The organism is Paraglaciecola sp., assembly GCF_039964565.1.
In the GTDB taxonomy this organism is placed as follows: Bacteria; Pseudomonadota; Gammaproteobacteria; order Enterobacterales; family Alteromonadaceae; genus Paraglaciecola.
Window position 1 is genome coordinate 57,161 of record NZ_JBDVXF010000044.1, and the last position, 14,635, is coordinate 71,795.

General features: G+C 37.7%; 15 protein-coding genes. 11 read left to right on the forward strand and 4 right to left on the reverse strand.

All coding sequences use genetic code 11. The features are described 5' to 3' along the window. Positions 1-29: 29 nt before the first annotated feature. Entirely contained in the window at positions 30-473 is a 444-nt protein-coding gene (locus ABJK37_RS19950) for a hypothetical protein (protein WP_348357550.1), read from the forward strand. A gap of 53 nt (positions 474-526) precedes the next feature. Here ABJK37_RS19950 and gyrB read toward each other — a convergent pair whose 3' ends face one another. From gyrB to dnaA, 4 genes are read right to left on the reverse strand one after another with little or no spacing between them, the layout of a single operon-like run. Further along, positions 527-2,971: a DNA topoisomerase (ATP-hydrolyzing) subunit B gene (gyrB, locus tag ABJK37_RS19955; protein ID WP_348357552.1), complete on the reverse strand. Its 2,445-nt coding sequence runs from the start codon at positions 2,969-2,971 to the stop codon at positions 527-529. A gap of 4 nt (positions 2,972-2,975) precedes the next feature. Continuing rightward, positions 2,976-4,064, reverse strand: coding sequence for a DNA replication/repair protein RecF (recF, locus tag ABJK37_RS19960; RefSeq protein WP_348357554.1), 1,089 nt, complete (start codon positions 4,062-4,064; stop codon positions 2,976-2,978). 28 nt (positions 4,065-4,092) lie between these two features. Then, a complete protein-coding gene (dnaN, locus tag ABJK37_RS19965; protein WP_348357556.1) occupies positions 4,093-5,196 on the reverse strand; it encodes a DNA polymerase III subunit beta in 1,104 nt (367 codons plus the stop codon). 18 nt (positions 5,197-5,214) lie between these two features. After that, on the reverse strand, positions 5,215-6,627 hold the full coding sequence (dnaA, locus tag ABJK37_RS19970) for a chromosomal replication initiator protein DnaA (protein WP_348357559.1): 1,413 nt from the start codon (positions 6,625-6,627) through the stop codon (positions 5,215-5,217). A 555-nt stretch (positions 6,628-7,182) separates the two neighbouring features. Between dnaA and rpmH the strand changes: the two genes are divergently transcribed. The 10 genes from rpmH (at position 7,183) to ABJK37_RS20020 (ending at position 14,605) form a co-directional block, all read left to right on the forward strand. Further along, positions 7,183-7,317: a 50S ribosomal protein L34 gene (gene rpmH, locus ABJK37_RS19975; RefSeq protein WP_007615483.1), complete on the forward strand. Its 135-nt coding sequence runs from the start codon at positions 7,183-7,185 to the stop codon at positions 7,315-7,317. A 9-nt stretch (positions 7,318-7,326) separates the two neighbouring features. Continuing rightward, the gene (gene rnpA, locus ABJK37_RS19980; RefSeq protein ID WP_348357561.1) at positions 7,327-7,695 is read left to right on the forward strand and encodes a ribonuclease P protein component; all 369 of its coding nucleotides are present in this window, start codon (positions 7,327-7,329) and stop codon (positions 7,693-7,695) included. Continuing rightward, positions 7,650-7,901 carry a membrane protein insertion efficiency factor YidD gene (yidD, locus tag ABJK37_RS19985; RefSeq protein WP_348357563.1) on the forward strand — a complete coding sequence of 84 codons (252 nt, stop codon included), beginning with the start codon at positions 7,650-7,652 and terminating at the stop codon, positions 7,899-7,901. The genes rnpA and yidD overlap by 46 nt, the downstream gene beginning before the upstream one ends. Before the next feature lie 118 nt (positions 7,902-8,019). Further along, positions 8,020-9,660: a membrane protein insertase YidC gene (gene yidC, locus ABJK37_RS19990; protein WP_348357565.1), complete on the forward strand. Its 1,641-nt coding sequence runs from the start codon at positions 8,020-8,022 to the stop codon at positions 9,658-9,660. Between the two features lie 105 nt (positions 9,661-9,765). After that, positions 9,766-10,248 carry a YajQ family cyclic di-GMP-binding protein gene (locus ABJK37_RS19995; RefSeq protein ID WP_348357567.1) on the forward strand — a complete coding sequence of 161 codons (483 nt, stop codon included), beginning with the start codon at positions 9,766-9,768 and terminating at the stop codon, positions 10,246-10,248. Between the two features lie 8 nt (positions 10,249-10,256). After that, a complete protein-coding gene (gene mnmE, locus ABJK37_RS20000; protein ID WP_348357569.1) occupies positions 10,257-11,639 on the forward strand; it encodes a tRNA uridine-5-carboxymethylaminomethyl(34) synthesis GTPase MnmE in 1,383 nt (460 codons plus the stop codon). A 94-nt stretch (positions 11,640-11,733) separates the two neighbouring features. Further along, entirely contained in the window at positions 11,734-12,180 is a 447-nt protein-coding gene (gene mioC, locus ABJK37_RS20005; protein ID WP_348357571.1) for an FMN-binding protein MioC, read from the forward strand. 17 nt (positions 12,181-12,197) lie between these two features. Next, the gene (locus ABJK37_RS20010; RefSeq protein WP_348357573.1) at positions 12,198-12,851 is read left to right on the forward strand and encodes a DnaT-like ssDNA-binding domain-containing protein; all 654 of its coding nucleotides are present in this window, start codon (positions 12,198-12,200) and stop codon (positions 12,849-12,851) included. Between the two features lie 37 nt (positions 12,852-12,888). After that, positions 12,889-13,713 (forward strand): ATP-binding protein, encoded by an 825-nt coding sequence (locus ABJK37_RS20015; RefSeq protein ID WP_348357576.1) that lies wholly within the window; start codon positions 12,889-12,891, stop codon positions 13,711-13,713. Between the two features lie 103 nt (positions 13,714-13,816). Next, positions 13,817-14,605 (forward strand): DUF4097 family beta strand repeat-containing protein, encoded by a 789-nt coding sequence (locus ABJK37_RS20020; protein ID WP_348357578.1) that lies wholly within the window; start codon positions 13,817-13,819, stop codon positions 14,603-14,605. Positions 14,606-14,635: the final 30 nt, after the last annotated feature.

Here is a 14,635-nt window from a genome sequence, read left to right on the forward strand (position 1 = left end):
ACTCGATGATTTTAGGACGTTAAACCAATATGAAGAAAAAGGGTTTTGTATCTATAGCCATTCTTGCAAGTTTGCTCAGTGGTTGTGCGACTAATGTTATTGATACATTTAATACTGAACGAAGTTACGATGGTCTCTACCTAAGAGGAGTTTTTTCTTGGTGGGAGGCCGACGAAAAATATAAGTTAGTAGAAGTGTCAGATGAAGTCTATTCCACGTCGATAGAATTGATCGCCGATGGCCAACCCTATGATTTTAAATTCGCAGACGCTAGTTGGACTCCGGGGATGAACTGTGGTTTTGCTAATGAGTCAGATAGAATTATTGTAGTTGGGGATTCAGTCTCGTCTAACTGTAATACCACAGATGAGAACTTTCAATTTACACCTAAGGAAACTGGGGTGTTTGAATTCACTATTGATTTCAGTGGATTCGGAGCGCCGAAAGTATCAATAATCAACTTAACCCCTTGATTTTAAAATAAAAAAAGGCCGCTTTAAAGCGGCCTTTTTTTGTCTATCAAGTTTTACACGTCTAGATTTGCCACTTTTAGTGCATTATCTTCAATAAATGCTCGTCTTGGCTCAACTTGGTCGCCCATTAGTGTGGTGAAGAGTTGGTCTGCTCCTACGGCATCTTCTATTGTTACCTGAAGCATTCTACGAGACGCGGGATCCATTGTTGTTTCCCATAATTGACTTGGGTTCATTTCCCCTAGTCCTTTGTATCGCTGAATGTATTGGCCACGTTTAGATTCAGCCATTAACCAATCCAGTGCATCTACAAATGTTGAAATGGATTTGGTTTTATCATTACGCTTAACGTATCCACCTGCTTCAATCATGCCATTTATTGCCTGATTAAGAGATTTGATGCGTAAATATTCATTTGAATTAACGAACTCATGGTCGATTCTGTATTCAGTATCTATACCATGAAGTCTTATAATAATGACCACAAACCAGTTATTTCTCTCTGAGTTATGACTTACTTTAAACGAATAGGTGGCTCCGTCGATTTCATCATCGGTAAGCCCTTTGGTAAATTCTTCAGCGAAATGTGTAAGTTTCTGTTCATCATTTACATCTTCAGGCTCTAAAGTAACACTGTAGACTAGTTTATTGAGTATCACTTCTGGCATCAATCGGCTGATACGGGCAATCATAGCCACTGTCTCTTGATACTGTTTGACTAAATTTTCTAATGCCACTCCTGAGATTGCCGGGGCGTTTTCATTTACATGAAGCGAAGCATTATCTAACGCAATTGACGTTAAATATTTAGTCAATGAATCATCATCCTTCAGATATTGTTCTTGTTTTCCTTTTTTAGTTTTATAAAGCGGTGGTTGCGCAATGTAGACATAGCCGCGCTCAATAATTTCAGGCATTTGTCTATAGAAAAACGTAAGTAGCAAGGTTCGAATATGTGAACCATCGACGTCAGCATCAGTCATGATAATGATACTGTGATAACGCAGCTTTTCTGGGTCGTATTCGTCCCTACCAATTCCACAGCCTAGTGCGGTAATTAAAGTTGCTACTTCCTGAGATGAAAGCATTTTGTCGAATCGAGCTTTCTCAACGTTCAAAATTTTACCTTTGAGCGGCAATATAGCTTGGTTTTTACGATTTCTTCCCTGCTTAGCAGAACCGCCAGCTGAGTCCCCTTCCACTATATACAATTCTGAAAGTGCCGGATCTTTTTCTTGGCAGTCTGCTAATTTACCAGGTAACCCTGCGATGTCTAGTGCACCTTTTCGACGAGTCATTTCTCGGGCTTTTCGCGCCGCTTCTCTTGCTCGTGCCGCATCTACAATTTTCATTATGATGTTTTTAGCTACGGTTGGATTTTCGATGAGGTATTCAGCTAATTTCTCGCCCATGGCTTGTTCAACAGCCGATTTAACTTCTGAGGAAACAAGTTTATCTTTGGTTTGTGAAGAGAATTTTGGATCGGGAACTTTTACAGATATAACGGCGGTAAGACCTTCTCGAGCATCATCTCCACTCGCAGAGACGTCTACAGCGTTTTTGCCTTTTCCTTTGTTTAGACCTTCTGAGCTCATATAATTATTAAGTGTGCGAGTTAGTGCTCCTCTAAAACCACTTAAGTGGGCGCCACCATCTCTTTGAGGAATATTGTTGGTAAAACAAAGTATCTGTTCTTTATAGGAGTCGTTCCATTGCATTGCGACTTCTACTATTATTCCATCATCTTTTTCTAGTGAAAAATAGAACACTTCTGCATTAACTGGTGTTTTATTTAAGTTTAAGTAATCAACGAAAGCACGAATGCCACCTTCAAAAAAGAAGTGCTCTTGTTTATCTTCATCACGTTCGTCAAGAATGCGGATTGAAACACCTGAATTCAGAAATGATAGTTCTCTGATTCGCTTAACCAATATGTCGAAGTGAAAGGTAATATCAGAAAAAATAGTAGAGCTTGGCCAAAACCTAACTTCTGTTCCGGTCTCTGTTGCATCACCTATTACGGCTAAAGGAGCGGTTGGTTCACCTAGATGGTATTCCTGTTCGTGTAGTTTTCCTTCACGTCTCACTGTTAATACTAATTTGTCACTCAAGGCATTTACAACTGATACCCCAACACCATGTAATCCACCAGAAACTTTATATCCAGAATCTTCACCTCCGAATTTACCACCTGCATGTAATACAGTCATGATAACTTCTGCGGCGGATACTCCTTCTTCAGGGTGAATAGCCGTTGGTATTCCGCGACCATTATCCCTTACTGACACAGAGCCATCTAAGTGAATTTTTACAATAATCTCACTACAATGTCCCGCCAATGCTTCATCAATAGAGTTATCTAGAATTTCAAAAACCATGTGATGTAATCCAGATCCGTCATCTGTATCACCGATATACATTCCCGGTCTCTTTCTTACAGCATCAAGTCCTTTTAGAACCTTGATACTCGACGAATCATAAACATTTTCTTCTGACATTTGACTAAGTCTCCTCTTTCACCTGGCCATGTTCCACGTGAAACACTTTCTTATCGTTATAGTGCTTTAAAAAATCGAGTTGTTTGATATCAATAGCAGTAACAAACAACTGTGTGTCAATAGTGTTTAAGCTTGTAATAAACACCTTTCTCTTTTCTTCATCTAACTCAGCACCAACATCATCCAATAGAAAAATTGAACTCTTTGAAGTCTGTTGATGCAAATATTGTGTTTGCGCAAGTTGCATACCTGCAACTAACATTCGTAACTGCCCTCTCGACAAAACCTCATGAGCACTCAAACCTTGGGTTTTAATTCTTAAATCAGCCTTGTGTGGACCAACACTAAGAAAACCGTATTTAAGATCACGCGAGCGATGTTTAGTAACTGATTCTGCCAATGTATGGCCTTTATCCCACCCCCTATAATACGAAATTTCGAAGGAAAACTCAGGTAAAAAAACCTCTAAATTGGCATAAATAAACTGCTTAAGATGGTCATTTAGCAACTTTTCTCGATTATCAGTTATTAACTCGCCTCTTTCACAAAGTAATGCCTGCCAATAATCGAAATCAGGGTTATTTGATTTACTTTTATAAAGCGCATTTAGTTGTCGTAGCGCTCTATTGAAAACTTGATAATCAACGTTAAAAGACTGTTCCACGTGAAACAACACCCAATCTAAGTAGCGCCTTCTAAGCTTAGGCGCTCCCAACAACAAATCAGAACTTTGTGGTGTAAATATTTGAATAGGAAGATAACTTGCTAAATCTGTAGCACGTTTAGACTTTTGGCCGTTGATGTTAACAACGCAACTATCATCTGTTTGCCTGCTAATACCGAATTTTTGATATTTATCCTTGTTTTCGATCGTAGAGCAAAATACCGTAAAACCGGACTTGTGATGACTAATCACATTTTTATGTTTATGGGTACGGAAAGACCGAGCATACCCTAAATAGTGTAAAGCTTCTAAAATCGACGACTTACCACTTCCATTCTCGCCAAGAAATATATTCATATTTCCATGAACTGCCAGTGACAAATCATCAATATTCCGAAAATGCTTAATCTGGAGCTTTTCCAGTTTCATGAAAATTGCAACTTCGTATAAAAACTAATTACAACCTCATGGGCATTATAACGTAAAGCGCGGAGTCATCCTTAGCATCTTCGATTAATGCACTGCTATTGGAATCAGCCAATGTAATACGAACTTCATCACAACTGAGTCCATTCATAACATCTATCAAATACGCTACATTAAAACCAATTTCCAAACTGTCGCCTTGATAATCGACGTCTACTATTTCCTCGGCCTCTTCTTGTTCAGGGTTGTTTGCCGTAATCTTGAGTTCACTATTCGATAGATTTAAGCGCACTCCTCTAAACTTCTCATTTGATAATATAGAGGCCCTAGAAAAAGCATGCTTTAATACATCTTTACTCGACTCAATTTTTTTATCGCCGTCTTTTGGAAGTACTCGTCTATAATCAGGAAAACGTCCATCCACCAATTTACTAGTGAAAATAAAATCGGTAGAAAAAATTCTAATATGATTGGAACCGACCTGTACCTTCACTAACTTATCGTTATCTTCAATCAGCCTAAGTATTTCCAGCACACCTTTACGTGGAATAATTACCTGACGGTTAGGTAAAGTGGCATTAGTATAACTGAGTCGACATAATGCTAACCTATGGCCATCTGTGGCGACTGTACGGATAAGATTATCTTCCGTTTCAAGAGACATACCGTTAAGGTAGTAACGCACATCCTGTTGGGCCATGCAGAAATGTGTGCTGTCAATAAGTCGCTTAAGATCTGATTGCGGTATCTCAAACTCCAACTCCCCTTGCCAGTCTTCTAAATTTGGATAGTCGTCGGCTGCAAGTGTAGACAAACTGTATTTACTACGACCAGATTTAAGTAGTGCTTTATTGGATTCGACACTAAAATCTATGTTGCTACCTTCGTTTAACCCTCTACAAATATCTAGCAACTTTTTAGCTGGAACAGTAATTTCACCTTCAATGAACTCACCACTCAATGTCACATTTGAAATCAGCTCAACCTCTAAATCTGTACCTGTTAACCACAGTGAGTTATCACTAACTTTAATCAAAACATTCGATAATATAGGCAGCGTATGGCGACGCTCGACTGCGCCTGAAACCAACTGAAGAGGTTGTAAGAAATTTTCCCTACTGATGCTAAATTTCATCTTTTTACTCGTGAATTTTTATGAAGACAATGTGCGAATTAAGTTCTGATAGTCTTCTTTTATATCATGACTTTCTTCCCTTAGCTGCACTATTTTTCTGCAAGCGTGTAATACAGTTGTATGATCACGTCCACCGAACGCATCACCAATCTCAGGTAAACTATGATTAGTAAGTTCCTTGGACAAAGCCATAGCCATCTGCCTAGGTCTAGCAACACTGCGACTACGACGTTTAGACAAAATATCAGCCATCTTAATCTTATAATACTCAGCCACTGTTTTTTGAATATTATCTATAGTGACTAACTTCTCTTGCAACGCCAATAGGTCTCGAAGCGCCTCACGTACAAAATCGATGGTAATTGGGCGTCCCGTAAAATTGGCATTAGCGATAACTCGATTAAGCGCCCCTTCAAGTTCGCGAACATTTGACCTAAGCCTTTTAGCAATAAAAAACGCCACTTCATCTGGCAAGAAAATTTTGTTTTCTACAGCTTTTCTCATCAAAATAGCTACCCGCGTTTCTAATTCCGGGGGTTCAATAGCAATAGTTAGGCCCCAACCAAATCTTGATTTTAACCGGTCCTCGACTCCGACTATCTCCTTTGGGTAACGGTCAGAAGTTAGGATGATTTGCTGATTACCTTCTAACAATGCATTAAATGTATGGAAAAACTCTTCTTGCGAACGTTCTTTATTGGCAAAAAACTGAATGTCATCTATGAGTAGCGCGTCAACAGAGCGGTAGTATCGCTTAAACTCCTCTATCGCATTATTTTGTAATGCTTTTACCATGTCTTGCACGAATCTCTCAGAATGCATATATACGACGGTTGCATTCTTTTTCTTATCCATTATCCCGTTACCAACAGCATGTAATAAATGGGTTTTACCTAAACCCGTACCACCGTATATAAATAAAGGATTATAAGCACCACCCGGGTTATCAGCGACTTGCTGTGAAGCAGCCCGTGCAAGTTGGTTTGACTTACCTTCGACAAAGTTATCGAACTTGTAGGTTAAGTTAATATTGCTTTTATGGGTCGCCGCTATTGGTACTGCATTACTAATATTTGAAGTTGCAACCGATGGACTAGCCGAAACTGGTGGTGGACTCTCTTTAGGTTGACCACCTTGCTCAACGACCATTGACGAGTAATTAGTAGCTCCAAACTTCTTATTAGTTTCAATATTCGCTACTTTTACTTCGAAACGCAATTGCGGTGCTTTATCACCACAAAACTCAGCCAATAAATTATTAATTTGCGAAAAGTACTTATCTCTAACCCAATCTAATACAAAGCGATTAGGTGCAAAAAGCGTTAAGTAAGCATCGCCATGTTCTGCCTGAAGTGGTCTTATCCACATACTAAACTGCTGAATAGGTAAATCCTGTTGTAACCTATCAAGACACTGATTCCATATAGACATCAAAAAAAACCGCTCCATCCTTATAAACAAAGGGCCAAAACAAGAAAAAAAGGAATTACAAAACAAAAGCGAAAAGTAATAGTTGAGTTATTATTAAGCAGCTAGAAATCAAATCTAAAACTGATTGTGAATTATCTCGCTAATCACCTAGATAACGCAACATACATTTTAAATTAATTTGAAATAACAGCAAAAACACTTATATCTTTTTGTTTTAATTATATTTTTTGATAATTTAGAATAATAGTATTCGCCAACATTATCTTCCGTTTATACGCATTTTTGATGCCAAATATCTGTTTAATCAAAAATTAAGCTGTAAATATTTGAATAGGCTGTGGATAAAATGAACATTTTAAATAGTTATTATAATTTGCATAGGGTCCCACCTCATACCCTATGCAAAATAGAATGTTATTACTTGGAGTATTATATTGACAACTAGCCAACTGATCTCTATTATTCAGCGTCATTTTTGAGCACGGTGATTATCTCTAAGCGATTATCATATAAATGCTCATTTTGTTTAAACCTTATGTATAGCGGGACTAGGTCATGAAAAGAACTTTTCAACCAAGCAACTTAAAGCGTAAGCGTTCACACGGTTTTCGTGCCCGTATGGCGACTAAAAATGGCCGCAAGGTTATTGCTAATCGTCGTGCTAAAGGCCGTGCGCGTTTATCAGCTTAATTATCCAAGGTGGGTGAAAATAACTTTTCTCGGGAGCTAAGGCTACTTACTCCCACCCACTTTGAATATGTCTTCAGTAATGCAATTCCATCTGTTTCACCTCAAATTACCTTATTAGCAAGAATTAATACTTCAAATAATCCTCGTTTAGGCATCACTTTAGCTAAAAAACGAGTCAAATATGCACACGATAGAAACAGACTTAAACGTGTCATACGTGAAAGCTTTCGTCTACAACGTCATTCGTTTCCAAATATTGATATAGTAGTAGTGGGTAAAAGTGGATTAGATAAACTCTCGAATCAGGAATTATTTTCTTTGCTGAGTAAATTATGGAAAAAATTAGCGTCGCGCTGCGAAAAATCCCAATTGGGATAATTAAGCTCTATCAAATGGTACTATCACCAATGTTGGGACCAACTTGTAGATTTCATCCAAGTTGTTCTCATTATGCAATTGACGCTATTGTTAAACACGGAATCGTAAAAGGGTGTTGGTTATCTTTGCAACGCATACTAAAATGCCATCCACTCAATGATGGTGGATATGATCCCGTACCAGAAAAAAAACGAAATAAACAATGATTTTTATAATTATGCCCTCATAAATAGCAGGTCATAAGTAAAACAGTAACATCGCCGTGGTTTAATGTTTTGACATGAATAAGTCACACACATAATAAGTAGTTAATTAGAGTATTTTATGGAATCCCAACGCAGTTTTTTATTGATTGGCCTTGCTATGGTCGGCTTTTTATTATGGCAACAATGGCAGTTAGATTATGGACCTCAACCAGTTGAAGCAGCTCAAACTGTTACTCAACAACAAAATATCACTTCCGACATGCCTACAGGCTCAGAAGATGTTCCAGTTGCGTCTTCAAATGGACAAAATTACGTAACAAGTAGTGTCCAATCTGGGAAAACCATTTTGGTTAAAACCGATACCCTTGATTTAACAATAGATACTGTTGGTGGTGACGTTATATCAGCTAATCTAGTTAAATTTCCTGTCGAACAAAATTCAAAAGATTCATACAGCTTATTGAGACCTAACGGCGAAGACCTGTTTATTGCTCAAAGTGGTTTAGTTGGTAAAGATGGTCCAGATAGTAAAGGGCGCCCTACTTATACTGCAACTGAAAACAGCTATACCCTTATTGGCGAAACATTAACAGTTCCCCTTACGTTAGTTACTCCTGAAGGCGTAAAAATTACTAAGAACTTTGTATTTACTAAAGACAGTCACAAAATCGACATTAGTTATATTATAGAAAACAACACTAGTGATACAAAACAACTACAACAATTTGGTCAACTTAAGCAAAGTATGCTCAAAGAAGATGGCAGTATGTTTATGCCAACATATAGAGGCGCAGCATATTCAACAGAAGAAGATAAATATGAGAAGTTTGATTTTGATGACATGATCGACAAAAATCTTAAAAAATCTACTCCTGCTGGCTGGGCAGCCATGATAGAGCATTATTTTGTATCGGCATGGGTTCCACCTCAAAACGAAACCAATAATTTATATAGTCGAGTATTACAAAACACCAATGGCGTAATTGGTTTTACAGGTCAATCAATCATTATCCAACCTGGAGAAACCGCCACAATAAGTAGTGCTTTATATCTTGGGCCTAAAGACCAAGATACTTTAGCTGAAATAGCCAGAGGATTAGATCTTACTGTTGATTACGGCTTCCTATGGGTGATATCGAAATACTTATTTTTCTTTTTGCAGTTTATTCATAGTTTAGTTGGAAACTGGGGGTTCTCGATAATATTGATCACTATAGTTGTTAAAGGTGCAATGTATCCCCTTACTAAAAAGCAATACGAATCCATGGCGAAAATGCGAGCATTAAAACCCAAAATGGATGCGCTGAAAGAGCGTTATGGGGAAGACAAACAAAAAATGCAGAAAGCCATGATGGAAATGTATAAGAAGGACAAAGTTAACCCTATGGGTGGTTGTTTCCCTCTACTATTACAAATGCCAATCTTCTTAGCATTATATTGGGTCCTACTAGAAAGTGTCGAATTGAGACACGCAGATTTTATATTCTGGATCACAGATTTAAGTGCAAAAGACCCATTTTTTGTATTACCTGTGCTAACTGGTCTAAGCATGTATTTACTACAAAAATTACAACCTATGACAATGACAGATCCTATGCAGCAAAAAATAATGCAGTTTATGCCTGTTGCTATGAGTCTATTCTTCTTTATATTCCCAGCTGGTTTGGTACTTTACTGGCTCATAAGTAATATTATTACTTTGATTCAAGCTAAGATAATCTACGCATCAATGGAAAAACGCGGCTTGAGTACCAAGTAAACAATTAATTTTAAATAAAGCCCGTTTTATACTTAATCAGCATATAAAACGGGCTTTTTTGTACATACAATTAATAAACATCATCTGCAAAATTTAGGAATCCCAATGCCATCATTAGATATAGTTTCAGAAATTGACTTACCCGAATTACGTAATGCTGTCGACAATGCCAATAGAGAACTTAGTACGCGTTTTGATTTTAGAGGTGTCGAAGCAAGTTTCGAGTTAAAAGAAACAATAGTTACCATGACTGCTGATAACGATTTTCAACTCAAGCAAATGCTGGATATTCTCAGAGGTACCTGCGTAAAACGTAACGTTGATACTGCGGCCTTTGAAGAAAAGGACGTACAACACATAGGTAAAATTTACAAACAAGCCATAGCCTTTAAGCAAGGTATTGAGCAACCAGTTGCAAAAAAACTGATTAAATTAATTAAAGATGAAAAATTAAAGGTACAAGCGCAAATTCAAGGTGAACAAGTGCGAGTTACCGGTAAAAAACGTGATGATTTACAACAAGTTATGGCATTGGCTAAAGCCGCAGATTTAGAACAACCTCTACAATTTACTAACTTTAGAGATTAATAAACTACATGCTCGATTCAGGTTTATCATCACAACAAGACACTATTGTGGCACAAGCTACAGCACCAGGTCGCGGTGGTGTTGGGATAATCCGTATATCTGGCAATCTAGCAAGTAGGGTGGCAGAATCGATATTAGGTAAAATACCTGAAGTGCGTAAGGCAGAATACTTGGCTTTTTCTGATAACAACAGAAACCTTATCGATCAAGGGATAGCAATATTTTTTAAGGCCCCAAATTCATTTACCGGTGAAGATGTATTGGAATTACAGGGGCATGGTGGCCAAGTAGTACTGGATATGTTGCTTAATACCATTCTAAAAATTCCTAAACTTCGCATTGCACGCCCAGGGGAATTTAGTGAACGCGCTTTCCTGAATGATAAATTGGACTTAGCTCAAGCTGAAGCTATAGCAGATCTCATTGACGCCAGTTCTGAACAAGCGGCAAAAGGCGCGTTACGCTCCTTACAAGGTGTTTTTTCCCAACAAATTCATGCTTTAGTAGAGCAAGTCATCCACTTACGAATGTATGTCGAAGCAGCCATCGATTTTCCTGACGAAGAAATCGATTTTCTAAGCGATGGTAAAATTCAAAGAGATCTCGAAAATATTATCCAATCTTTTGAAGCTTTGCGGCAACAAACCAAACAAGGTGCACTTCTAAGAGAAGGTATGAGAGTCGTGATAGCCGGCAAACCCAATGCCGGGAAATCGAGTTTACTCAATGCCTTGGCAGGAAAAGATGCAGCGATAGTGACGGATATAGCCGGCACTACACGGGATGTGCTTAAAGAACATATCCATATTGACGGTATGCCACTACACATAATCGATACAGCCGGTTTAAGAGACAGCCCAGATAAAGTTGAAAAAATAGGTATTGAACGAGCTTGGCAAGAAATTCGCCAAGCCGATCGGGTGTTATTTATGTTAGACAGTACTGAATCACAAGAAACCCAACCTGAAAAAATTTGGCCCGAATTTTATCAGCAACTACCCAAAAATATAGGTCTTAGCGTAATCCGCAATAAGATAGACCTGTCCAATGAAACTATTGGTATGGATGAAAGCGGCAAGTATCCAGTAATTTCATTGTCTGCAAGTAATCAACTAGGTCTAAATTTTTTAACTGAACACTTAAAAGATTGTATGGGTTTTAATGCCAGCTCAGAGGGACAATTCATTGCCCGTAGACGCCACCTAGATGCCATAGATAGAGCAGCAGAACATTTATACTTAGGCAAGTACCAATTAGAAGATAATCTAGCTGGAGAACTACTGGCTGAGGAATTACGGATAACTCAACAACACCTAAGTGAAATCACCGGTGAATTTACTTCGGACGACCTGCTTACCAAAATATTCTCGTCTTTTTGTATTGGCAAATAATAAATCTAGATAGCATGTAACGTTAGAATTAGGCATGGTGATATATTGATCACAATGTACAATACCAATAAATAACAAATAAAATAGTAAATTAATGGCTAAGTTTGAAATTATCGTAGGTAGTGTTTTAGGTGCAAGTGAATATGTTGCAGATGCATTACAAGAAACCTTAATAGCTCACTCTCATAGTTCAGCAGTGCATTTGACGCCACAGTTATCCGACTTAGATTACAATGCTATATGGCTAATATGTTCATCTACCCATGGTGCAGGTGAATTACCAGATAATATCCAACCTTTTGCTGAGCAATTACAAACTGCAAATTTAGCCAACACAAAGTTTTTGGTTATTGGTTTAGGTGATAGTAGTTACGACACTTTCTGCTTTGGTTCAGTACAATTAGAAAAAACGATGATAAAAGCTGACGCTGAATTAATCTGCCCTAGCCTACATATTGATGTACTTAATCATCCTATTCCTGAAGATATTGCTGTTGAGTGGATTTTAACTTGGCTAAATACCAACCAACAATTGGTATAACCTCTTAATGTATCTTCATGCACTTCAATAAAGCAGAACAAACCGCCCTATTACAAAGTTTGAGTAATGATGCTCGAATATTGTATATGCTTGGAATAAAGCCAACAGCGAATGACTCAACTGGTATAACGTCACCGTTAAACTACAAATCATTATTATCCATTTTAAATACCAAGGATGAAAAATTCACTTTAGGTCGACAAGTAAACAGCTTAATAAAAGAACTCCTCAGTGTAGGCTTAGTCACTTTCCAAAACGAAGTTGAACTTAATCACAGTTTTAACGGTAAAACCCTTGTTCTTCCACTAACTACAATGCAAATTGATGACTATTCAAGGTTACACTTGAATTGGCATAAAATGCATATTGATTGGTTACCTAACGAAAAATTGATTGCCGATTTAGCAAAACTGCTCGGCATTATCGATTATGATTATAATTCAAGTGAGTTGGGCGATTTTATTGCTTATTGGTTAGGTAGACCGGAGTCACAATTTAGCGAGTATCAATGGACCCAAAAGTTTGTATTTGGTTTAAAGAAAAAACGTTTAGCACATGGGTTTAAAAGTGTGCAAAAAGTGGGTCAACAAATTGTGCAAACCAAAGCAGGTATACAAGCTGACGACAACGCTAAGAATTTAGTGGCAAAATATAGTAAAAAAGACGCATAGTAGATTTTCATCATTATCAATCGGAATAAAATAACTCGTGGACAGTATTAAAGATAAAATTCAAAGACTAGGCAAAGCACTAGGTCGCCAATATGTTCCTGAAAAATATACCCAATATTCTGATTTACGCTCTGAATATGAAACCTTAGCTAACCGTGACGTCAAACAGCTGCAACGAGAAGGTAAAAAACAACGGATCCAAGATATTCAAGGTCGTTCAGAATTAAACCCCAAATGGACCTTTACTAATCTTATTGAAGATAGCCATGATGTCATTGAAGCAGTCAGTATCGCCAAATCTTTTATTGCCGCTCATGAAGATATGAACTGGAGAAAAAGCGGCGCGCATATGATGATTTTTTATGGTGACTATGGCCGTGGTAAATCTCATACAGCCGGGGCCATTGCTCATGAATTGATAGAAAAATATGAAATTTCAGTTTTATACAGACAATTATCTACCATATTAGAGATGCGTTTCTTTTCATATGATTACAACGCCCAGGACAACGTCGGACAAAAATTTCGTGAAATAAACCAAGAATTACTTGATGTAGATTTATTAATACTCGACGAAGTGTGCGTGAACGAAAGTGTCTTAAAGAAGAATGCTCAAAGTTGGTTGGGTAATGTGTTAAGACAGAGACTAGCCAATAACAAAAATTGCATCATGATAACTAACCACAACTTAGCAGAATTAGAAAACGCTTTAGGTCGATATTGTTTTGAATCAATTAAAGAATACGATACATATAAAGTGAAGTTTTCGGGTCCCAGTAGGCGTAAAGAAATCATCCCAACGCAGCCAGAACCACAACAACCCCAAAACACATCAGGTTATCGTCCTAATCAGGTTAAATAATAACGCTTACTAAACACACTTTAAACTTTTCACTAGTTTTACGCGACCCATCCTTTGTAACTTAAACTGGACCTTCAGGTCCTAACCGCAAAGGACCACTATCATGAAAAACGTAATCAAGCTAACAACTTATCTAAACGCGATATTGCTATATTTTGTTCTATTTTACTCAACGTCTATTTTCGCCACAACTTTTAACAAATCCTTTGATGTAGAGTTCGGCGGCCAATTAAGGCTAAGTACCGATACAGGCTCAATCGAAATTGCAACACATGACGAGCCCGTAGTAGAACTGCAAATTAAAACCAAAAACACCAAAGATGATGAATTTAGCTACCGCTTCGAACAGTCAGGCGGTGACCTAACTATCATCGGCGAAATTAATGAAAATCGAAACTGGCTAAAAAATAATAACGTAAAGTTTATTCTGGTGATCCCAAAAACCTATAATGTCGAATTAGATACTTCAGGTGGATCGTTATCTATCGAAGATCTCATTGGCCAATTACAAGCTAACACCTCTGGTGGCTCAATCAATGTCCAAAATATTCAAGGCGACGTTAAGCTACATACCTCTGGTGGTTCTATAAAAACCGGAAATATTAGCGGTAATATCAAAGCACATACTTCCGGCGGAAGTATCAATGTAAGTATCGATAAACAACTAACTAAAGACGCTAAACTCACTACGTCTGGCGGCTCAATTTCCGCCTATCTAGATTCTGATATACAAGTCAATATTGATGCAAAAACCAGTGGTGGACGAGTAAAAAGTGACTTTAAAATTAATGGCATGCTCAAAAAAATGCATGTACGGGGATCTATAAATGGTGGAGGCCCAAATTTAACTTTAAAAACCAGTGGCGGAAGCATAAAGATCAAAAAAATCTAAATTAATAGATCTTTCCTTTATAGATCAGGA